At 73.0% G+C, this 19,850-nt stretch carries 20 protein-coding genes; 11 read left to right on the forward strand and 9 right to left on the reverse strand.

Annotated features, from left to right (window positions below; all coding sequences use genetic code 11):
- The first annotated feature begins 35 nt into the window (after positions 1 to 35).
- Positions 36 to 2,231, forward strand: coding sequence for a 3-hydroxyacyl-CoA dehydrogenase NAD-binding domain-containing protein (locus E0W78_RS00695; protein ID WP_131401936.1), 2,196 nt, complete (start codon positions 36 to 38; stop codon positions 2,229 to 2,231).
- Positions 2,232 to 2,295: 64 nt separating this feature from the next.
- Here E0W78_RS00695 and E0W78_RS00700 read toward each other — a convergent pair whose 3' ends face one another.
- The gene (locus E0W78_RS00700; RefSeq protein WP_131401937.1) at positions 2,296 to 2,568 is read right to left on the reverse strand and encodes a DUF1905 domain-containing protein; all 273 of its coding nucleotides are present in this window, start codon (positions 2,566 to 2,568) and stop codon (positions 2,296 to 2,298) included.
- 111 nt (positions 2,569 to 2,679) lie between these two features.
- Here E0W78_RS00700 and E0W78_RS00705 point away from each other — a divergent pair, with 111 nt between their 5' ends.
- From E0W78_RS00705 to E0W78_RS00725, 5 genes are read left to right on the forward strand one after another with little or no spacing between them, the layout of a single operon-like run.
- Positions 2,680 to 3,753, forward strand: a complete 1,074-nt coding sequence (locus E0W78_RS00705; RefSeq protein WP_131401938.1) for an iron chelate uptake ABC transporter family permease subunit — start codon at positions 2,680 to 2,682, stop codon at positions 3,751 to 3,753.
- Positions 3,750 to 4,817: an iron ABC transporter permease gene (locus tag E0W78_RS00710; protein ID WP_242686165.1), complete on the forward strand. Its 1,068-nt coding sequence runs from the start codon at positions 3,750 to 3,752 to the stop codon at positions 4,815 to 4,817. The genes E0W78_RS00705 and E0W78_RS00710 overlap by 4 nt, the downstream gene beginning before the upstream one ends.
- Entirely contained in the window at positions 4,814 to 5,656 is an 843-nt protein-coding gene (locus E0W78_RS00715; protein ID WP_131401939.1) for an ABC transporter ATP-binding protein, read from the forward strand. The genes E0W78_RS00710 and E0W78_RS00715 overlap by 4 nt, the downstream gene beginning before the upstream one ends.
- A 10-nt stretch (positions 5,657 to 5,666) precedes the next feature.
- Positions 5,667 to 6,233, forward strand: coding sequence for an MOSC domain-containing protein (locus E0W78_RS00720; protein ID WP_242686166.1), 567 nt, complete (start codon positions 5,667 to 5,669; stop codon positions 6,231 to 6,233).
- A 2-nt stretch (positions 6,234 to 6,235) separates the two neighbouring features.
- Positions 6,236 to 6,757 (forward strand): hypothetical protein, encoded by a 522-nt coding sequence (locus E0W78_RS00725; protein ID WP_131401940.1) that lies wholly within the window; start codon positions 6,236 to 6,238, stop codon positions 6,755 to 6,757.
- A 214-nt stretch (positions 6,758 to 6,971) separates the two neighbouring features.
- Here E0W78_RS00725 and E0W78_RS00730 read toward each other — a convergent pair whose 3' ends face one another.
- Positions 6,972 to 8,201 carry an RNA polymerase sigma factor gene (locus E0W78_RS00730; protein ID WP_131401941.1) on the reverse strand — a complete coding sequence of 410 codons (1,230 nt, stop codon included), beginning with the start codon at positions 8,199 to 8,201 and terminating at the stop codon, positions 6,972 to 6,974.
- Between the two features lie 4 nt (positions 8,202 to 8,205).
- The gene (locus E0W78_RS00735; RefSeq protein WP_131401942.1) at positions 8,206 to 8,646 is read right to left on the reverse strand and encodes a YciI family protein; all 441 of its coding nucleotides are present in this window, start codon (positions 8,644 to 8,646) and stop codon (positions 8,206 to 8,208) included.
- Between the two features lie 189 nt (positions 8,647 to 8,835).
- Here E0W78_RS00735 and E0W78_RS00740 point away from each other — a divergent pair, with 189 nt between their 5' ends.
- Together E0W78_RS00740 and E0W78_RS00745 are read left to right on the forward strand one after the other, a co-directional pair.
- Positions 8,836 to 9,696: an aldose 1-epimerase family protein gene (locus E0W78_RS00740; RefSeq protein WP_131401943.1), complete on the forward strand. Its 861-nt coding sequence runs from the start codon at positions 8,836 to 8,838 to the stop codon at positions 9,694 to 9,696.
- A gap of 38 nt (positions 9,697 to 9,734) precedes the next feature.
- Complete coding sequence (locus tag E0W78_RS00745; RefSeq protein ID WP_131401944.1) at positions 9,735 to 10,100, forward strand: hypothetical protein; 366 nt, start codon at positions 9,735 to 9,737, stop codon at positions 10,098 to 10,100.
- 296 nt (positions 10,101 to 10,396) lie between these two features.
- Here the strand turns inward: E0W78_RS00745 and E0W78_RS00750 are convergent, their stop codons facing one another.
- Complete coding sequence (locus tag E0W78_RS00750) at positions 10,397 to 10,987, reverse strand: hypothetical protein (protein ID WP_131401945.1); 591 nt, start codon at positions 10,985 to 10,987, stop codon at positions 10,397 to 10,399.
- Positions 10,988 to 11,068: 81 nt separating this feature from the next.
- A complete protein-coding gene (locus E0W78_RS00755; RefSeq protein ID WP_131401946.1) occupies positions 11,069 to 11,338 on the reverse strand; it encodes a helix-turn-helix domain-containing protein in 270 nt (89 codons plus the stop codon).
- A gap of 61 nt (positions 11,339 to 11,399) precedes the next feature.
- On the opposite strand from E0W78_RS00755, the gene map reads away from it, so the two are divergent.
- Positions 11,400 to 12,176 (forward strand): type I methionyl aminopeptidase, encoded by a 777-nt coding sequence (gene map, locus E0W78_RS00760; RefSeq protein WP_131401947.1) that lies wholly within the window; start codon positions 11,400 to 11,402, stop codon positions 12,174 to 12,176.
- 63 nt (positions 12,177 to 12,239) lie between these two features.
- Here the strand turns inward: map and E0W78_RS00765 are convergent, their stop codons facing one another.
- The 4 genes from E0W78_RS00765 to E0W78_RS00780 form a co-directional block, all read right to left on the reverse strand.
- Positions 12,240 to 15,275, reverse strand: coding sequence for an amidase (locus E0W78_RS00765; protein ID WP_131401948.1), 3,036 nt, complete (start codon positions 15,273 to 15,275; stop codon positions 12,240 to 12,242).
- Between the two features lie 132 nt (positions 15,276 to 15,407).
- On the reverse strand, positions 15,408 to 16,211 hold the full coding sequence (locus tag E0W78_RS00770) for a DUF1206 domain-containing protein (protein WP_131401949.1): 804 nt from the start codon (positions 16,209 to 16,211) through the stop codon (positions 15,408 to 15,410).
- Positions 16,208 to 17,704, reverse strand: coding sequence for an SDR family oxidoreductase (locus tag E0W78_RS00775; protein WP_131401950.1), 1,497 nt, complete (start codon positions 17,702 to 17,704; stop codon positions 16,208 to 16,210). Before E0W78_RS00775 ends, E0W78_RS00770 begins: the two co-directional genes overlap by 4 nt.
- Positions 17,705 to 17,746: 42 nt before the next feature.
- Positions 17,747 to 18,067 carry a 4-fold beta flower protein gene (locus E0W78_RS00780; RefSeq protein WP_131401951.1) on the reverse strand — a complete coding sequence of 107 codons (321 nt, stop codon included), beginning with the start codon at positions 18,065 to 18,067 and terminating at the stop codon, positions 17,747 to 17,749.
- A 171-nt stretch (positions 18,068 to 18,238) separates the two neighbouring features.
- Here E0W78_RS00780 and E0W78_RS00785 point away from each other — a divergent pair, with 171 nt between their 5' ends.
- Entirely contained in the window at positions 18,239 to 19,111 is an 873-nt protein-coding gene (locus E0W78_RS00785; protein WP_131401952.1) for an alpha/beta hydrolase, read from the forward strand.
- Complete coding sequence (locus E0W78_RS00790) at positions 19,104 to 19,769, forward strand: nitroreductase (RefSeq protein WP_131401953.1); 666 nt, start codon at positions 19,104 to 19,106, stop codon at positions 19,767 to 19,769. The genes E0W78_RS00785 and E0W78_RS00790 overlap by 8 nt, the downstream gene beginning before the upstream one ends.
- Positions 19,770 to 19,850: the final 81 nt, after the last annotated feature.

Consider the following 19,850-nt stretch of genomic DNA (forward strand, 5'->3'; position numbering starts at 1 on the left):
CGCGGACCCCTCTCACCTCAGGAGACCCCACCGACATGACCACCACCACCGAGGCCGTCCGCTACGAGAAGGACGGCGCGATCGCCACGCTCGTGCTCGACGACCCGAGCCAGAGCGCCAACACGATGAACCAGGCGTACGTCGAGTCCATGGAGAAGGCCGTCGACGCCCTCGCCGCGGACATCGCCGCCGACGCCGACTCGATCCAGGGCGTCGTCATCACCTCGGCGAAGAAGACCTTCTTCGCCGGTGGCGACCTCAAGCTCATGACGCAGGCGACCAAGGACGACGCCCCGGCGCTGTTCGACAACGTCGAGCGCATCAAGGCCACGCTGCGCAAGCTCGAGACGATCGGCAAGCCCGTCGTCGCGGCCATCAACGGCGCCGCCCTCGGCGGCGGCCTGGAGATCGCGCTCGCGGCCCACCACCGCGTCGCGGTCGACGGTCGCTACGAGATCGGCCTGCCCGAGGTCACCCTCGGCCTGCTGCCCGGCGGCGGCGGCGTCACCCGCACCGTCCGCATGTTCGGCATCCAGGACGCGCTGCTCAACGTCCTGCTGCAGGGCCCGCGCATGAAGCCGGCCAAGGCGCTCAAGGTCGGCCTCGTCGACGAGCTCGTCGAGTCCGCCGACCAGCTGGTCCCGGCCGCCAAGGCCTGGATCGAGGCGAACGCCGGCGACGCCGACGCCGCGTCGCAGCCGTGGGACCGCAAGGGCTACAAGATGCCCGGCGGCACCCCGAAGACCCCCGCGCTGGCCGCGAACCTGCCCGCCCTGCCCGCGATGCTGCGCAAGCAGCTCAAGGGCGCGGACATGAAGGCGCCGAAGGCCATCCTGTCGGCCGTCGTCGAGGGCGCGGCCGTCGACTTCGACACCGCCAGCCGCATCGAGTCGCGCTACCTGGTCGAGCTGCTGGTCGGCCAGCAGTTCAAGAACATGACCCAGGCGTTCTTCTTCGACCTCAACGCCATCAACGCCGGCGGCTCGCGTCCCGAGGGTGTCGAGAAGCGCAAGGTCGAGAAGGTCGCGGTCATCGGCGCCGGCATGATGGGCGCGGGCATCGCGTACGTCTCGGCCCAGGCCGGCATCGAGGTCGTCCTCAAGGACGTCAAGATCGAGGCCGCCGAGAAGGGCAAGAACTACAGCGAGAAGCTGCTCGACAAGGCGCTCGAGCGCGGCCGCATCACGCAGGAGAAGCGTGACGAGGTGCTGGGCCGCATCACGCCCACCGCCGACTACGCCGACCTGGCGGGCTGCGACCTCGTCGTCGAGGCCGTCTTCGAGTCCATCGACCTCAAGAAGTCGGTCTTCGGCGAGCTCGAGCCGATCGTGAAGTCGGACGCCCTGCTGGGCTCCAACACGTCCACCCTGCCGATCACCAAGCTGGCCGAGGGCGTCACGCGTCCCGAGGACTTCATCGGCATCCACTTCTTCAGCCCGGTCGACAAGATGATGCTCGTCGAGATCATCGCCGGCGAGAAGACGTCGGACGAGGCCCTGGCCCGCGCGATCGACTACACGCAGCAGATCAAGAAGATCCCGATCGTCGTCAACGACAGCCAGGGCTTCTTCACCAGCCGCGTCATCGGCACCTTCGTCAACGAGGGCATCGCGATGCTGACCGAGGGCGTGCACCCGGTCCGCATCGAGCGCGCCACGACGCAGGCGGGCTTCCCGGCCCCGGTGCTGCAGCTGTCCGACGAGCTGAACCTCGAGCTCATGGTGAAGATCCGCAAGGAGTCCATCGCCGCGGTCGAGGCGGCCGGTGGCACCTGGGACGCGTCCCCCGCCGAGCAGGTCATCGACTACATGATCGAGCAGGGCCGCTCGGGCAAGCTCAAGGGCGCCGGCTTCTACGAGTACGCCGACGGCAAGCGCACCGGCCTGTGGGCGGGCCTGACCGAGAAGTACCCGACGGCCGAGACCCAGCCCTCGCTGGTCGACATGAAGGAGCGCCTGACGTTCATCATGGCGCTGGAGACGGTGAAGTGCTTCGAGGAGGGCGTGCTCCGCACGACCGCCGACGCCAACATCGGCTCGATCTTCGGCATCGGCTTCCCGGCGCTGCACGGTGGCGTGATCCAGCACATCAACGGCTACGAGGCGGCCGACGGCAGCATCGGCGTGCAGGCGTTCGTCGAGCGCGCGCAGGAGCTGGCCAAGACGTACGGCGAGCGCTTCAACCCGCCGGCGCTGCTGCTGGAGAAGGCCGCGAAGAACGAGAAGTTCTGAGTCGCGCCTGACCTGGGCGAGGCCCGCCGGACGTCGTCCGGCGGGCCTCGCCGCGTCCGGGGCGCTAGCGGACGGTGACGGTGACGTCGACCGGGTCGCCGACGTCCTTGCCGAGCGCCTTGCGCACCTTCGCGCTCAGCGACACCATGTGGCCGCCCGAGCCGGTCGGCATCGCCCCGACGTCCTCGAGCCGGACGTCGTCGACGACGGCGTCGACCCGCACCGTGCGGCCGGTGCCGAACAGCTCGGCCGAGCCCGGGATCTCCACGCAGCTCCAGGTGTCGCCCTTGACCTCGACGCCGATGGTCGTGCGGAAGGTCAGCTCCGGTGCACTCATGGGCGCAGCCTAGGGCCGGTGACGAGCGGTGCGGGTCACACTCGCTGCTTCGGTTAGCCGACCCTAAGTTACGCTGAGTGGGCTCCACCCGTCCGACCGAGAGTCCCGCCCGTGTCCCGTACCGCCGTGCCGTCCCGTGCCGGGAGCTCCGCGACCGGACCGGTGGAGACCGCGCCCCGGCACCGCAGCGCGCCGCTGCTCGTCGCCGGGCTGGTCGTGGTGGTGCTCGGGCTCCTCGTGGTCTGCGTCATGAGCCTGGCGCTCGGCAGCCGCGACATCGACCTGGCGCTGGTCAGGGACGTCTTCCTCGGCGGCGACGCGGCCGCGGCCGACAAGGCGACGCTGCTGGAGATGCGGGTGCCCCGCACCGCGCTCGGCCTGGCCGTCGGTGCCGCGCTCGGGCTGAGCGGCGCGCTGCTGCAGGGCGTGACGCGCAACCCGCTCGCCGATCCCGGGATCATGGGCATCAACGCCGGCGCGGCCGCGTTCGTCGTGCTCGGCGTCATGGTGCTCGGCATCGGTGCCCCCGCCCAGACGGTGTGGCTCGGCATGGCCGGCGCGGCGCTGGCGACCTTCGCCGTCTACGGCGTGGCCTCGTTCGGCCGCGAGGGCGCGACGCCGGTGAAGCTCGCCCTCGCCGGTGCCGCCGTCACCGCGCTGCTGAGCTCGCTGACGTCCGCGATCGTGCTGACCAACGTCGAGGCGCTCAACACGCTGCGTTTCTGGCAGGTGGGTGCGCTGGCCGGGCGGTACGCCTCGGTCTTCTGGCAGACCGTGCCGTTCATCGTCGTCGGCGTCGTCGTGGCCCTCGGGGCCGGACGTGCGCTGAACGGCCTCGCGCTCGGTGACGACGTCGCCCGCGCCCTCGGCCAGCGCATCGTGCTGACCCGCTCGGTCGTGTTCGTCGCGGTCGCCGTGCTGTGCGGCGCCGCCGTGGCCGCCTGCGGACCGATCACCTTCGTCGGGCTCATCGTCCCGCACGTCGCCCGGATGATCTGCGGCCCCGACTACCGCTGGATCCTGGCCTACTCGGTCTTCCTCGCCCCGCTCGTGCTGCTGGCCGCCGACATCGCCGGCCGCCTGGTGCTCGACCGCGGCGAGCTGCAGGTCGGCGTCGTGCTCGGCGTCGTCGGCGCGCCGGTGTTCGTCGCGCTCGTCCGCTACCGGGACGCGGTGCGGCTGTGAACGCCCTCGAGGTCGTCCAGCCGCCCGCGGCCGTCCACGTGGACGCCGTCGGCAGCGTCCGGCGGGCCCGCCGGCGCCGCGGCACCGTCGTGACGGGCGCCCTGGCGGCGGTCGCCGCCGCCCTGTTCGTGCTGACGATGGTCGTCGGCGACTACGCGATCGGTCCGCTCCAGGTCGTGGCCTCGCTGCTCGGGCTCGGCGACGACCCCGGCGCCGACTTCGTGGTGCGCGACCTGCGCCTGCCGGTCGCGGCGGCGGCGCTCGGCACCGGGCTCGCGCTCGGCGTCGCCGGCTCGATCTTCCAGCGGCTGCTGGGCAACCCGCTCGCGTCGCCGGACTTCGTCGGCGTCTCGTCCGGTGCCAGCCTGTTCGCCGTCTCGATGATCCTGCTCGGCGGTGGGGCGGGGCTCGCGGTGTCGGCGTCCGCGCTCGTGGGCGCGGTGGTGACCGCCGTGGTCGTCTACGTGCTGGCCTTCCGCGGTGCGGTGAGCGGCTACCGGTTCATCCTCATCGGCATCGGCGTGCAGCAGCTGTGCACGTCGCTCATCAGCTACGTGGTCGCCCGTGCCGACGTGTTCGAGGCCCGCGAGGCCATGACCTGGCTGGTCGGTTCGGTCGGCCGGGCCGGCGACGCCGAGCTCGCCGTCCTGTGGGTGGCGCTCGTCGTGCTGCTGCCCCTGGCGCTCGTCCTCTCGCGGTCGCTGGCCACGCTCGAGCTCGGCGACGACGCGGCCAAGGCGCTCGGCGTCCGGGTCGAGCGCTCGCGCCTCGTGCTGCTCGCCGTCTCGGTCGCGCTGACCGCCGTGGCCGTGGCGGTCACCGGGCCGCTGCTGTTCGTGGCGCTCGTCGCCGGTCCCATCGCCCACCGGCTGCTCGGCCCGGCCTCGTCCGGCGGCCTGCTCGCGGCCGGCGCGGTCGGCGCGATCGTGCTGCTGTCGGCCGACCTCGTCGCCCAGAACCTGCTGCCGACCCCGCTGCCGGCGGGTGTCGTGACCGGACTGCTGGGCGCCCCCTACCTCATCTGGCTGCTGGCCAGCGTCAACCGGGAAGGACGGGGCGGATGACGCGCACCCCCCACTCGCTGCGGGCCGAGGGCCTGAGCCTGGCCTACGACGACCGCACCGTCGTCGACCAGCTGGACGTCGAGCTGCCCGACGGGGCCATCACGGTCATCGTCGGCGCCAACGCCTGCGGCAAGTCCACGCTGCTGCGCGGACTCGCCCGGCTGCTCAAGCCCGCTTCCGGCCGCGTCCTGCTCGACGGCGAGTCCGTCCACGACATGGCCAGCAAGGACGTCGCCCAGGTGCTCGGCCTGCTGCCGCAGACGCCGTTGGCCCCCGACGGCATCACCGTCGGCGACCTCGTCGGTCGCGGTCGCTACCCGCACCAGGGCTTCTTCCGCCGCTGGACGGCCGAGGACGACCGCGCCGTGGCGGCCGCGCTGGAGTCCACCGGCACCGCCGAGCTGGTCGACCGCCGCGTGCAGGACCTGTCCGGCGGCCAGCGCCAGCGGGTCTGGATCGCCATGGCCCTGGCGCAGGAGACCGACCTGCTGCTGCTCGACGAGCCGACGACGTACCTGGACATCAACCACCAGGTCGAGCTGCTCGACCTGCTCACCGACCTGAACCGGGCCGAGGGCACGACGGTCGTCCTGGTGCTGCACGACCTGAACCTGGCCTGCCGCTACGCCGACCACATCATCGCGATGAAGGCCGGACGCATCGTGGCCGAGGGCGCCCCGGTCGACGTCGTGGACTCCGCCCTGGTGAGCGAGGTGTTCGGCCTGCCGTGCGAGGTCGTGCCCGACCCGGTGAGCGGCACGCCCATGATCGTCCCGCGTGGGCGCCACCACGCGGGACGTCTGGTCGGTTCGGCTCCGACGGCGGTGGACGCGACGTAGAGTCGCGTCCGTGAACGACGCGCCCGACCTGCTCGCCCCCGGCCTCGTCGACGCCGTCTCGGTCTCGGGACGCCACACGTTCAGCAAGGCGAACGCGTTCGAGGCCCGGTTGATCGAGGGCATCGGCGTCGAGGGCGACGCTCACGCCGGCACCACCGTCCAGCACGTCTTCGACGCCCGGCGCGATCCCACCCGGCCGAACCGGCGTCAGGTGCACCTCATCCACGCCGAGCTGCTGGACGAGCTGGCCGTGCAGGGGTTCGACGTGAAGCCCGGCGACCTCGGCGAGAACCTCACGACCCGCGGCGTCCGCCTGCTGGACCTGCCGGTCGGCACGCGGCTGCGGGTGGGGGACGAGGCGGTGCTCGAGCTCACGGGGCTGCGCAAGCCGTGCGTCCAGATCGAGCGCTTCCGCACCGGCCTGCTCAAGGCGGTCGTCGACCGTGACGCGTCCGGGGCCGTCACGCACAAGGCCGGCGTCATGAGCGTCGTGCTGGCCGGTGGCGTCGTGCGCCCGGGTGACGCGGTCGTCGTCGAGCTGCCGGCGCTGCCGCACGCGCCGCTGCGCACGGTCTGAGCGTGGCCCAGCCGGGAGGTGCCCGTCGGGAGCCTCGCCGACCGTGGCCGGCCCTCGCGGCGGTGGGCCTCGTCGTCGCGGTGCCGGTGCTGCTGGGCCTGAACCAGGACCGCACGGCCGAGCTCTTCCACCGCCTGCTGCCCTGGCCGCCGGTCGTGGTCGGCGTGCTCACGGCGCTGCCGGCGGCACTCGTCCTGGCCGGCACGGCGGCGGCCCTGGGGTCGGGGCGGCGGCGCTGGTCGTTGCTCGTCGTGACCGTGCCGTTCGCCCCGCTGCTGCTCCTCGGCATGCCGGGCCGCCGCAGCGGCGCCTCGGACGACCACCGCCGCGAGCTCGAGGTCGTCACGACCCGCGGATGGGCCGACGCCGTCATGGACGGCGCCCTCGCCGGGTTCGGGACCCTCGTCGTCGTGGCCGCGGTGATGTACGTGGGCACGAGGACGCAGCGGCTCCCGGTGCGGCCGGTCTGCGCCGCGCTGGTCGCCGCCGCAACCATCGCGATGGTGCTCACGCACCGTTCCTGAGCCGATCGAGGGCGGTTCCTGAGCTTGTCGAAGGACGGTTCCTGCGCGAACGTCCGGTGGAGCTCGGACGGTACGCCGCGAGCCGAGGGAGGATCGTGGCGGGCGTGCTCGTCTGCCAGGCAAACCGCCAGGAACCAGGCGAACTTTCCTGGCGTTTGTCGGTCTACCTGGTCAACCAGGTAAACCGCCGGGCGCCGGGCGGCGGTGACCCGCTCTACAACCCCGCGGCCTTGGCCTCGAGGACGGCCCGCTGGCGCTCGTTCCCAGCGAGGGCGGCGGCGGTCACCAGCTCCGAGCGGGCCTCCTCGACCCGGCCGAGCCGGGCGAGCAGCTCGCCGCGGACGCTCGGCAGCAGGTGCGACCCGCGCAGCCCGGGCGCGTCCGCCAGCGCGTCGACCACGGCGAGCCCGGCCTCGGGCCCGGACGCCATCGACACCGCGACGGCACGGTTGAGCTCCACGACCGGGTTGGGGGCCAGCCGGCCCAGCGCCTCGTAGAGGACGACGATCTCGTCCCAGTTGGTCCCTTCGACGCTCGGCGCCACCGCGTGGCACTGCGCGATCGCCGCCTGCAGCGCGTACGAGCCGCGCCCGCGCCCCAGCGCGTCGGCCCGGGCCAGGGACGCCCGGCCGCGGGTGATCGCGGCCCGGTCCCAGCGGGCGCGGTCCTGGTCGGCGAGCAGCACCGGACTGCCGTCGGGTGCCACGCGGGCGGCGAACCGCGACGCCTGCAGCTCCATGAGCGCGACGAGCGCGTGCGCCTCGGGCTCCCGCGGGACGAGGCCGGCCAGCACGCGCCCGAGCCGCAGCGCCTCCTCGGCGAGCTCGGTGCGGATCCACCGGTCGCCGGCCGTCGCGGCGTACCCCTCGGTGAAGACGAGGTAGACGACACCCAGGACGGACGCGATCCGCTGCGCCCACTCGGCCGGCTCCGGGGTCTCGAACGGCACCTTCGCCGCGGCGAGCGTCTTCTTCGCCCGGGTGATGCGGGCCTGCACGGTCGGCACCGGCACGAGCAGCAACCGGGCGACCTCCTGGGTCGACAGGCCGCTCACCACCCGCAACGTCAGCGCGATCTGCGACTCCCGCGACAGCACCGGGTGGCAGGCGGTGAGCACGAGCCGCAGCACGTCGTCCTCGACCGGCTCCCACGCCAGGTCGGACGCCTCGTCGAGCTCGAGCGCGAGCCGGCGGTACCGGTCGTCCTGCACGGACCGGCGACGGAAGACGTCCACCGCCCGGCGACGCGCCACGGTCGTCAGCCAGGCGCCGGGACTGCGCGGCACGCCGGACGCCGGCCACTGCTCCAGCGCCTCGACCAGCGCCTCGTGGGCCACGTCCTCCGCGAGGCCGACGTCGCCGGTCACGCGGGCGAGGGTGGCGACGATGCGCGCACCCTCGATGCGCCAGACGGCGTCGACGACGCGGGGGACGTCCTGGCTCATCGGCTCACGCCGACGCGGTGCCCGCATCGGTGCCGAGCTCGCGTCGCCACTCCTTCTCCTTCTGGACGTACTCGTTGTCGGCGTAGTCCTCGAAGTCGGCCTCGTCGGTGATGCGTCGGACCTCGATCTTGTTGCCGGGCCCCAGCGGGGCGCGCTTGGCCCACTCCAGGGCCTCCTCGCGGGTCGACACCGACAGCGTCCAGAAGCCGTTGAACAGCTCGTGCGTCTCGCCGTAGGGACCGTCGGTGACGACCGGGGCCTCGCCGGTGAACTCGACGACCGCACCCTCGGACGCGTCGGTGAGCCCCTCGCCGCCGAGCAGCACGCCGGCCTTCATCATCGACTCGTTGTAGGCGCCCATCGCGTTGATGACCGCCTCGAAGTCCATGTCGGCGTAGTCCTCGACGGAGCCGCTGTTGCGCATGATGAGCATGTACCTGGCCATGATGTGTCTCCTGGTTCGCGAGGCCGCTTCTCGGCCTCTCACTATGTCGTCGGACGGGGTCGGCGCGGATCGACATCGGCGCAGAACTTTCTTCTCACGCAGGTGTCGGCCGTCACGTCGGCGCCGGGTGCGACGCCCGCGTGCCGCTCCTAGGCTGAGCAGGCCCCCGCCCCCGTCCGAGGAGGACCCGTGCCCGACCGACTGACCCTGCGCACGCCGGAGTCGACGCTCCAGGTCAGCGCGCGCGGTGCCGAGCCCCGTTCCTGGGTGGACGGAGAGGGTCGTGAGCACCTGTGGCAGGCGGGCGAGGCCTGGCGGCGCACCGCGCCCATCCTGTTCCCGGTCATCTGCCGCGTGCCGGACGACCAGGTGGTCGTCGACGGCAGCGCGTACCCGATGCGCCAGCACGGCTTCACCCGCGAGAGCGACTTCGACGTGCTCGACCTGTCCGCCGACCGGGTCGTCCTGGGCCTGCGCGACAGCGACGAGACGCGCCAGCACTACCCGTACGCGTTCGGCCTGCACGTCACGCACGAGCTGCGCGGACGCACCCTGACCACGACGTACGTCGTCGAGAACCGCGACGAGCGCACCCTGCCGTACGCGCTGGGCTGGCACCCGGCCTTCGTGTGGCCGCTGGACGGCGAGCGCGAGCAGCACGTCGTCGAGTTCGACCACCCCGAGCCGGCGCCGTTCCGCCGGGTCGAGCAGAACCTCCTGCGGCCCGAGCTGTTCGACTCCGTCGTCGAGGGCACCGAGCTGCGCCTGAGCGAGCGTCTGTTCGACGAGGGCGCCGTGATCATGCCCGACGTCGCGAGCACGGGCCTGACCTACCGTGCGCCCTCGGGACGCGGCGTCCGACTGGACTGGACCGGCTTCACCGGCGTGACGCTCTGGATGCGCGACGGCGGCGAGTTCGTCTGCCTCGAGACCTGGCGCGGACTGCCGGCCCGGCCCGAGGACGTCGAGCTCACCGAGCGCACCGACCTGGACCACCTGCCGCCCGGCGAGACCCGCACCTACACCGTCACCGCGAGCCTGCTGGGCTGAACGCGAGGTAGCCTCGGTCGCCCGACGGAGGAGGACGCATGGGCACCGACCTGCTGCAGAGCGGCGCCGGGACGCTGGTCGTCGCGGCCGCCGGCGGGGCCATGGTGCTCGTCGCCCTGGGCCTGTGGCTCGTCCGTGACGTGCGGCGTCCCGCCCTGCTGCTGGCGGCCGGCGGTGTCGCGGTGGCGCTGCTGTCGGTCGTCGTCGGCTGGATCGAGGAGTCGCGCGACGTCGACCGGCTCCGCGGGGAGCTGCAGGAGCGCGGGGTCACGGTGTCGCTCGACGAGGCGCGGGACGTGCGCGAGGCGCTGAAGGACGAGGGCGAGTACTCCTCGGCGGTCGGCGCCGCGCAGCCCTGGCGCCTCCGGGTCCAGGACGACCGGCTCGTCCTCGAGGCCTACTGAGCCGGGCCGATCGGCCGCGCGTTCAAGGTGTCACTGTCTCGCTCGGCCTAGGGTGGGAACGAGCCCGCCCAAGGCGCACCGACCCGGTAATGGTGCGTCCAGCCCGCTGCAGGTGAGGGTGGCCGCCCGTTCGAGCCGGGCCGGGTCCGGGAGTCTCACGCCTCAGCGGGAGGTGTCGGGGATTCCACCTACGCGATCCGCACGCGGGGTGCCGGACGTGTCCCGAGAACCGCATCGGCCCGCAGACACGACGACGCCGGACCCGCGAACGGGTCCGGCGTCGTGCTGCGTGGGGATCAGCTGCTCTTGAGCAGGCGGCTGCGCTCGGGCGTCAGCACCTTCTTGGACGACAGGACGTCCATCGAGTAGCCGGGGTTGTCGGCGGTGCCGCCGGACAGGCGCAGGACGCCGACCGCGATGCGCAGCTTGGCCGGGTCGCCCAGGCACGAGCGGCGCACGGTGACCTTGATGCTGCCGTTCTTGCCGTTGCTGGTGCGGACCTTGGCGTTGCAGACCTTCTTGTCGCGGGCGTTGTAGACCTGGCCGCCCTGCTTGTCGTACCCGTAGAGCTCGAAGGACGGCTTCTTCTTGCCGGCGCGGAAGATCTCGGCGTAGATCGTCGAGCCGGACTTCAGGCGCGAGAACTTCACCGTGATGGTGACGTTCTTGCGGCCGTGGTCGAAGCGGACGCTCTTGGCGTCGATGCCGGACTTCTTGCTCGCCGCCGAGCCGAGGCGCGTGTACGAGTCGGACTCGATCGAGTCGAAGCGCAGCACGTCGGCGCGCTTGTCCTTGATGGTGGTCTCCTGGGCGCTCGCCGCGGCGGAGGTGCCGAGGACGGTGCCGAGGGCGAGGGCGGTCGTGACCAGCCCGGTGGTGAGGCGCATGTGGTTTCTCCCCGAGAAGTTGGTGGACGTCCGCACGACCGTAACCCGGGCCGGCGCCGGGACGAAAACCCGGCGCGTCGCTCAGGACGCCGCGCTGCCGGCCCGCTCGGCGTCCGCGACGGCCGACCACAGCTCGTCGAGCGAGGCGCCCACGACCTGGGCCACGGCCGCGACGGTCGCGAACGACGGCGTCGCCACGCGGCCTGTCTCGATCTTGCGCAGGGTCTCGGGCGAGACGCCGGCGGCGAGCGCCGTGTCGAGGATCGAGCGGGTGCCGCGGGCCTGGCGCAGCAGGGCGCCGAGTCGCTGGCCGCGCGCGACCTCGTCGGGGGTGAGCGGGAGCCTGACCATGGATCGGATTCTAGTACCGGTACTGTTCGACCGGTATTGTTATCCCACTTCGGAGGCGACGATGATCGAGATCCTGAGCCCGGCGCGGGTGGCGCTCGCGCGGCGCACCGGCGCGCTGGTCGCGGACGTGCTGCAGGCGCTGCGCGAGGCCAGCACCGTCGGCACGAACCTGCTCGACCTCGACCGGCGGGCGGCCGAGCTCATCGCTGCGGCCGGTGCGCGGTCCTGCTACGTCGACTACGCCCCGTCGTTCGGCCGCGGCCCGTTCGGGCACCACGTCTGCACGGCGGTGAACGACGCGGTGCTGCACGGGCGCCCGCACGACTACCGCCTCGCCGACGGCGACCTGCTCACCCTCGACCTGGCCGTCTCGCTCGACGGGGTGGCGGCCGACGCGGCCATCAGCCTCCTCGTCGGTGAGCAGCGTCCGGTGGAGAGCGTGGCGATGATCGAGACCACGGAGCGGGCGCTGGCGGCGGGCATCGCCGCGGCCCGGCCGGGGGCGAGGGTCGGCGACCTGTCGCACGCGATCGGCACCGTGCTGGGCGAGGCCGGCTACCTCGTCAACACCGAGTTCGGCGGGCACGGCATCGGCTCGACGATGCACCAGGACCCGCACGTCTCCAACACCGGACGACCCGGCCGCGGCTACCGGCTGCGTCCCGGCCTGCTGCTCGCGCTCGAGCCCTGGATCATGGCCGACACCGACCGGCTGGTCACCGACCCCGACGGCTGGACGCTGCGCAGCGCCACCGGCTGCCGCACCGCGCACACCGAGCACACCGTCGCGATCACCGAGACGGGCGCGGAGATCCTCACCCTGCCGACCCGGGCGTAGGCCCCGGGACGACGACGGCGCCGCGGTCCCCGAGGGGAACGCGGCGCCGCCGTGCGGGTCAGGTCAGCGCTTGGCGACCTTCAGCACCCGGGTCTTGCTCCACGCCGCCCGGTAGTCGCTGCCGGCGAGCACCTGCACGCGGATCCGGTGCTTGCCCGGCTTCAGCCGCGGCAGCTTCACCACGGTCGTGCCGGGACGCAGGGTGACGGAGCGCAGCACCGTCGACCCGTCGTAGACCAGGGCGGTGGCTCCGGCCGGCAGCACGCTCGGCACGGTCACCCGCAGCTTGCCGTTCTGCTTCTTGCGGATGGACGACGTGAGCAGCTTCGCCCCCACCGCCGGGGCGGCCTTGGCCACCTTGAGGGTGGTCGTCGCCGAGCTCCTCGCCACCGTCGCCGAGCCGGCGTAGGACGCCGTCACGAGGTGCGTGCCGGTCGGCACGTCCCGGGGCAGCGTCACCGTCGCGCGTCCGGCCTTGAGCGCACCCTTGACGGTGCGGCCGGCGACGTTCACCGACACCGCACCGGTGGCGGCCGGGTCGGACGTCACGGTCACGGTCGCCGTGGCCGGCGTGCCGAACGTGGTCGCCGTCCGGCCGAGCCGGACCGCGGTCACCGACGTGGCGGGACCGCTCCACTTCAGTGCCGGCGCGAACGCGGTGCGCACGTGCGCGTCCGCCTGCTGCTCCAGCGCGTAGCCCATGCCGAGCACCTGCGCGTCCGTCCAGGCCCGTCCGACCAGCTGGACGTTGTTGGACTGGCCCTCGCCGTTCGCCCCGATCGGCAGGATCACCGTCGGCAGGCCCACGCCCTGGGTGATGACGCCCGACGCGCGGTCGGAGCTGAAGATCGCCGAGGCGGCGTCGTTGTTGCCCACGCTGGTGAGGAACCCGGGGTAGACGACCGCGTCGACCGGCTGGCCGAACGCGGTGTCCATCCAGCTGGCGGCGTTCTGCTTGTAGGCGTCGCGCCGGGCGAGCAGGTTGGTCACGCTGGTGTCGTCCATCGGCTGCGCCGTGTAGTTCGACGACGTGTTGTAGGGCAGGTTCTGCTTGCTCTCCATCAGCTGCTTGGTCGTGTACGGGAACGTCGCGGGACGCTCCTCGGCGATGTAGCGCTCCCAGCCCTCGGCGCCGGCGCTGCCGGACGTCGGGAAGCCGCTCGCCGGCGGGTTCGTCGGCGCAGCCGGCGAGCCCTGGGCGAGCGGGACGAGCGTGCCGCCGGCCGCCTCGACGGCCGCCGTGAGGTCGGTCAGAGCGCGCTGGCCGGCGTCGTCGTCGGTGACGACGGTCGACGAGAACGCCGCCGGCACGTAGCCGACGACCTTGCCGCGCAGGGCGTCCGTGGACAGCGACGATCCCCACTCGACCGGACGCTTGGTGTTGTCGACGCGCGAGGTCAGCAGGTCGGCCGGGTCGTTGCCGGTCTTCTGCGTCGCGGTGGCGTCGAGCAGCGCCGCCAGGTCGGTGACCGACTTGGCGATCGGGCCGGCGTAGTCGGTGGCCCAGGTCAGCGGCATGACGCCGTTGGTGCTGGTGAGGCCGTCGGTGCCGCGGAAGGACGAGAGCCCGGCACCGGTCGAGGGCGCGTACAGCGAGACGCCGGTCTGGGTGCCCATGGCGGCGGGGGCGAGGTCCGCACCCACGGCGACGGCCGAGCCGCCGCTGGAGCCGAACGACGTCTTCGACGGGTACAGCGCGTTCCACGTCTGCATGAAGCCGCTCTCGCTGAACGAGCCGGAGTTGGCGAACTCGGACAGGTTCGTCTTGCCGATGATGACCGCGCCGGCCTCGCGCAGGCGGGCGACCTGCCACGCGTCCTTGCCGGGCTGCCAGTCCTTGAGCGTCAGGGTGCCGCCCGAGGTGGGCATGTCCTTGGTGTCGTACAGGTCCTTGAGCGCGATCGGGACGCCGAGCAGGGCGCCCTTGCGTCCGGCCTTGCGCGCCTGGTCGGCCTTCAGGGCCTGGGCCACGGCGTCCTTGGCCACGGTGATGAACGAGTGGAAGCCGAGCGCGCCGGAGTCGTAGGCCTCGATGCGGTCCAGGTACGCCTTGGTGACCTGCACCGAGGTGACCTTGCCCGACGTCATGTCGGCCTGCAGCTGCGCGATCGTCTTGCCGGTCACGTCGTAGGCGACCGAGGTGGTCGCGGCGACGTCCGCCTCGGCGGCCGGCAGCGTGAGCGGCTCGGCCGCGCCGCACGCGGCCGCGTAGGCGCTGAGGTCCCAGTTCTGCAGGGTGCAGATCTCGTCGAGCGTCAGGCCGGACAGGTCCGGTGCCGCGGCCAGCGCGGCGGTGTCGGTGGCCAGCTGGGCGGCACCGCTCCGCGCGCCGACGACGACGAACTGGGCGAGCGACTCGGTGGCGCCCGGGTCGACGGTGAGCTCGCGGACGAAGCCGAGGTCGTTGGAGCGGCTGCCGGTGGGCGAGTATGCCGTCTCGAACGGGTTGGCCTGCTGGTCGCCCAGGGCGCTGACGCCCGAGCCGACCACGACGCCGGTCGGACGCGTGTTCCCCGGCGTCGTGGCGGTGATCCAGGTGTCGGACGCCTCGACGTCCGCGTCGCCGTCGCTGCTCGCGGCGACCGTCGCCTTGTTCGGGCTGGGCGTCGGGGTGGCCGCGGGCGCGTACCCGGAGCCGAGCGAGCCGCCGAACGAGACCTCGAGCGTCAGCGGCTTCGTGGACGTGTTGGTGAAGGTGTCGAAGAAGCTCGTCGTGCCGGTGGCGCCCACGCGCACCGCGCGGGTCATCAGCACGTCGCCCAGGCGCACGGCCTTGGTCGAGCGGTACGCGCCGGCGCCGGTCGCGGTGAGGCCGAAGCCGCGCATCATCTGGTCGTTCATGCGCGGCGCCGGCGTCTGGTCGACCCGCACGAACAGGTTGCCGAAGCCCTCCATGCGGGAGTCGGACACGTTGCGGATGGAGCCGGTGTCGAGGCCGGGACGGCGGGCGTCGTTGATCTGGACGACCGCGCCGTCGTCGGTGGTCACGCTGGTGAGCGCCGACGCGGGCGGTGCGGTGAGGGCGCCCAGCCCGACCGCCGCGGCCGCCGGGAGGGCGACCAGGCGGACGGCGCGGCGTCCACGAGTGGGGGAGGGCATGGAGGGACGGGGCCTTTCGTCGGGGGAGAACTGCGTCGCCCCCGTTTCTAGGCAGCCGCTGTGTCGCGACGGCGCGGCCCCGGTTACGCGGCCGTGACGTTTGCCCGCCTCCCGCGACGGTCGTGTTTCGCGCTACCGCTGGCGCACGTACCGTGCCCACGCGAAGCAGTAGACGCCGTAGGCCAGCAGGCCCAGCGCGATCGCGGTGAGCAGGTACGGCCCGAACGGCTGGTCGCGCAGCGTGGTCAGCGCGTCGTCCAGGCCGCCGGCCTTCTCCGGGTCGTACGTCGCGGCCGCCCACAGGAACAGGCCGCCGACGATGGTGATGGCGATGCCCTTGGCCACGTGCCCGATGGTGCCGGTGACGATCACCGGCTTCTCGGTGCGCCCGGCCAGCGCGTCGGTGCGCAGGTCGACCGTGAACTTCTGCGTGATGCCGCGCCAGACCAGGTAGACGCCCACGACCGCGATGCCCAGGCCCACGGCGCCGACGAGCCACTGGCCCGCGGGGGCGCTCATGAGCTTCGCGGTCATGCCCTCCTGGGACGAGTCCCCGCCCCCACCGCTGCCCGTGGCGGTGCGCCCGGCGGTGAAGGCCAGGACGACGTAGACGACACCGCGACCGAGCGCGGCGAGCCGGTGCCGGGTGCGCTCCATGCCGTCCTCGTGCCGGAAGCCCCACACGGCCGTCGCCAGCTGCCACAGGGTCAGCGCGACCAGGCCCAGCACGACCACCCACAGCAGGAAGGTGCCCAGCGGCTTCTCGGCCAGCTCCTGCATGGCGCCGGACTCGCTGGCCTCCTCGCCGCTGCCGCCCCAGGCGAGCTGGACGGTGATCCAGGCGATGATCACGTGCACGACGCCGTAGGAGATCAGTCCCACGCGGGCGCCGTGCTCCAGCGCGTCGTGGTCACGGACGTCCTCGGTGGTGCTCATGCCGCGTTCCTCTCGGAGTGGGTGGTGGCGTGGCTGCGCTGCTCGGCGGCGAGCGCGAGGTTGCGCTGCAGGCCGCCGAAGACCACGCCGTGGAAGGGGTAGATGCTCCACCAGTAGAGCCGCCCCATCAGCCCGCGGGGGGCGTAGAGGGCGCGGTGGCTGAAGGTCGTGGTGCCGCCGTCGGTCGAGCCGATGCACAGCTCGAGCCAGGCCAGGCCGGGCAGGCGCATCTCGGCGCGCAGGCGCAGCAGCTTCTTCTCCTCGACGGTCTCCACGCGCCAGAAGTCGACCGCGTCGCCGACGAGCAGCTTCTCGGGGTCGCGGCGGCCGCGGCGCAGGCCGGGCCCGCCGACCAGCCGGTCGAGCACGCCGCGCGCCCGCCAGGCCAGCGGCCACGAGTACCAGCCCTGCGAGCCCCCGATGCCTTGGATGACGGCCCACAGGTCGTCCGGCGTCGCGTCGACCTCGCGCGTCCGCTCGTCGGTGTAGAGGGTGCCGCCGGCCCAGTCGGGGTCCGAGGGCAGCGGCGCGGCGGGCGCGCCGGCGGGGCTGGCCGACGACCAGGACGTCGGCACGTCCAGGTTCTGGATCTTGGTCAGTGCCAGCTCGACGGAGCGGTCGAAGCCGGTGAGCCCGCCCTCGGGCGGCGGGACGAGGTCGTCGATGTCGTGCTCGGAGGCCACGACGTTGTTGCGCAGCGACTCCACGAGCGGACGGGCCAGGCCGCTGGGCACGGGCGTCACGAGCCCGACCCACAGGCTGGACAGCGTCGTCGACAGGATCGGCACCGGCAGGATGCGCCGCTTGGGCAGCCCGGCGACGGCGGCGTACCGCTGCATCATGCCGAGGTAGGTCAGCACGTCGGGTCCGCCGATGTCGAAGCGGCGGTTCACGTCCGCGGGCATGGACGCGCTGCCGGCCAGGTAGTGCAGCACGTCGCGCACGGCGATCGGCTGGATGCGGCTGTGCACCCAGCGCGGCGTCACCATGACCGGCAGCCGCTCGGTGAGGTGGCGCAGCATCTCGAACGATGCCGAGCCCGAGCCGATGACGACGCCGGCCTGCAGCACAGTGGTGGGCACGCCGGAGTCGAGCAGCACCTGGGCGACCCGGTCGCGCGAGCGCAGGTGCTCGGAGAGCTCCTCGTCGGCCGGGTCCATGCCGCTGAGGTAGACGATGCGCTGCACGCCGGCGGCGAGCGCCTGCTCGGCGAACGTGCGGGCGATGTGCTCCTCGGTCGCGGCGAAGTCCTTGCCGGTGCCGATCGAGTGCAGCAGGTAGTAGGCGACGTCGACGCCGTCGAGCGCGCGGCGGACGTCGTCGGCGTCGGTGGCGTCGGCCCGGGCGACCTCGACGCGGTCGGCCCAGTCGTGGGCGCGGGCCTTCGCCTCGTCGCGGACCATGACGCGGACGGTGTGCCCGGCGTCCAGGAGGACGGGGACGAGGCGCCCGCCGATGTAGCCGGTCGCGCCGGTCACGAGGCTTCGGGTCATGTGCCCACTATCGGGCCGCGGGGCCCGGTCGGCACCCGCAGATCAGGCCGGGTGCGGCAGCCGGACGTCCTCGTAGGCGAAGCGGTAGGGGAACGCGGCTGGGGGCAGCGGGCTGCCCGACGGGTGCGGGGCGGCCGGCGGGACGACCGGGGTGGGCGCGGGGCGCTCCCACCAGTCGTTGCGGCGCACCAGCCGGTCGCACACGATCGTGCCGAGGTAGCGGCCGTCCGGGTCGGCGACGTCGCGGTCCTCCCACGCCTGCCAGCCGACCCAGTGGCCCTCGAGGTCGAAGACGTGCGGGTCGTCGGGGTCGCGGCGGAACGCGATGACGTGGCCGTCGAGGTCGTACAGGTAGCTGTTCATCGGTGCCCCCTTTCGCACCAGTCCCTTCGGCCGACGCTAGGCCGACCTGACCGGCACCGTGGGCGGCTCGCCGAGGTCGGTGGAAAATGGCTCGTCCGGGCTAGTCCTGTGGGTGGGTGTGACCCGGGTCTCGTCGTCTGTTTGGATGTGGCGACGACGCAGGAGGCCCGCATGCACACCGACGAGCCCGTCCCGACCTGGTTCGCCGAGGCCCTCGCCCGGCGACCCGGCACCGACCAGGTGACGGTCGACGGCTGCGAGGTCGCGTACCGCGCGTGGGGCCCGGCCGGGGCGCCCGTCACCGTCCTGGTGCACGGCGGTGCCGCGCACGGCGGCTGGTGGGACCACGTCGCGCCCCACCTGGCCGCCGACCGCCGCGTGGTCGCGCTCGACCTGTCCGGGCACGGCGACAGCGGCTGGCGCGACGCCTACTCGCTCGACACCTGGGCGCGCGAGGTCGTGGCCGTGGCCGAGGCGGAGGGTGACGCCGAGCCGGTCGTCCTGGGGCACAGCATGGGCGGGTTCGTCGCGCTCACCGCGGCCACGCAGCCCGGCTGCGGGCTGCGCGGTGCCGCGGCGGTCGACTCCCCGGTGCGGGTGCTGCCCGACTCCGTCCGTGCGCGGGCGCGCGAGGCCGCCTCCACGCCCCGGTCGAAGCGCTACCCCGACCGTGAGTCGATCCTGAGCCGGTTCCGCACGCTGCCCGACGACGACCGCGACCTGCCGTACGTCACCCGCCACGTGGCCGAGGGCTCCGTGCGCCGGGTCGACGACGGCTGGACGTGGAAGTTCGACCAGCGGATCTTCGGCTCGTCCGCGATGAGCCCGGACATGCTGGGCAAGGCCGAGTGCCCGGTCGCGCTCGTCCGGGCCGAGCGCGGCATGGCGACCCCGGCGATCGTCGCCGACACCGCCGAGCGGCTCGGCGGACGCGTGCCGGTCACCACCGTGCTCGACTCCGGCCACCACGTGATGCTCGACCAGCCGGTCGCCCTCGTCGCCGTCCTGCAGACCCTCACGCAGATGTGGAGCACCCATGAGTGACATGACCGCCCTCGAGCGCCTGCTCGCGGACCGCTGGAGCTGCCGCGGCTACCTGCCCGACGAGGTGCCGCGCGAGACGATCGAGCGGCTGCTGACCGTCGCCGGCCGCACCCCCTCGTGGTGCAACACCCAGCCGTGGGAGGTCACCGTGCTGTCGGGCGAGGCCACCTCGTCGCTGGTGAAGGCGATGGCCGAGGACGCCGAGCACTGGACCCCGGACATCCCGTTCCCGCCCGGCTACGAGGGCGTCTACGCCGACCGGCGTCGCGAGTCCGGCTGGCAGCTGTACGAGGCGGTCGGCGTGGCGAAGGGCGACCGCGACGCGTCCGCCGCCCAGATGCTGCGCAACTTCGAGTTCTTCGGCGCCCCGCACGCCGCGATCGTCACCACGACCGCGTCGCTCGGCCCCTACGGCGCCGTCGACTGCGGGCTGTTCATCGACTCGTTCCTGCTCGGCGCGCAAGCCCTCGGGCTCGGCGCGTGCGCCCAGGCGGCGATCGCGATGCGCGCCGGCGTCGTCCGCGAGCACCTGGGCCTGGCCGAGGACCGGCAGGTCGTGGCCGGCATCGCGTTCGGCGTCCCGGACCCGGAGCACCCGACGAACACCTACCGGACGAACCGCGTCCCGCTCGCGGAGTTCGTCACCTTCCGCGACTGACCCACCCCGGGGAGCTGGCTCCGTTCGCGCTGAGTGTGACGTTCCGGGGGTGAAAAGGCCGCCAGGAGCCCCGAAACGTCA

The sequence above is a fragment of the Aeromicrobium sp. IC_218 genome (assembly GCF_004336805.1).
Classification (GTDB): domain Bacteria; phylum Actinomycetota; class Actinomycetes; order Propionibacteriales; family Nocardioidaceae; genus Aeromicrobium.

Coding starts and splice junctions, on each gene's coding strand:
- map (WP_131401947.1), top strand. CDS start 11,400: ATGATCGAGATCCTGAGCCCGGCGCGGGTGGCGCTCGCGCGGCGCACC.
- E0W78_RS00755 (WP_131401946.1), bottom strand. CDS start 11,338: ATGGTCAGGCTCCCGCTCACCCCCGACGAGGTCGCGCGCGGCCAGCGA.
- E0W78_RS00700 (WP_131401937.1), bottom strand. CDS start 2,568: ATGAGTGCACCGGAGCTGACCTTCCGCACGACCATCGGCGTCGAGGTC.
- E0W78_RS00775 (WP_131401950.1), bottom strand. CDS start 17,704: ATGACCCGAAGCCTCGTGACCGGCGCGACCGGCTACATCGGCGGGCGC.
- E0W78_RS00780 (WP_131401951.1), bottom strand. CDS start 18,067: ATGAACAGCTACCTGTACGACCTCGACGGCCACGTCATCGCGTTCCGC.
- E0W78_RS00745 (WP_131401944.1), top strand. CDS start 9,735: ATGGGCACCGACCTGCTGCAGAGCGGCGCCGGGACGCTGGTCGTCGCG.
- E0W78_RS00715 (WP_131401939.1), top strand. CDS start 4,814: ATGACGCGCACCCCCCACTCGCTGCGGGCCGAGGGCCTGAGCCTGGCC.
- E0W78_RS00770 (WP_131401949.1), bottom strand. CDS start 16,211: ATGAGCACCACCGAGGACGTCCGTGACCACGACGCGCTGGAGCACGGC.
- E0W78_RS00735 (WP_131401942.1), bottom strand. CDS start 8,646: ATGGCCAGGTACATGCTCATCATGCGCAACAGCGGCTCCGTCGAGGAC.
- E0W78_RS00750 (WP_131401945.1), bottom strand. CDS start 10,987: ATGCGCCTCACCACCGGGCTGGTCACGACCGCCCTCGCCCTCGGCACC.
- E0W78_RS00765 (WP_131401948.1), bottom strand. CDS start 15,275: ATGCCCTCCCCCACTCGTGGACGCCGCGCCGTCCGCCTGGTCGCCCTC.
- E0W78_RS00730 (WP_131401941.1), bottom strand. CDS start 8,201: ATGAGCCAGGACGTCCCCCGCGTCGTCGACGCCGTCTGGCGCATCGAG.
- E0W78_RS00695 (WP_131401936.1), top strand. CDS start 36: ATGACCACCACCACCGAGGCCGTCCGCTACGAGAAGGACGGCGCGATC.
- E0W78_RS00790 (WP_131401953.1), top strand. CDS start 19,104: ATGAGTGACATGACCGCCCTCGAGCGCCTGCTCGCGGACCGCTGGAGC.
- E0W78_RS00785 (WP_131401952.1), top strand. CDS start 18,239: ATGCACACCGACGAGCCCGTCCCGACCTGGTTCGCCGAGGCCCTCGCC.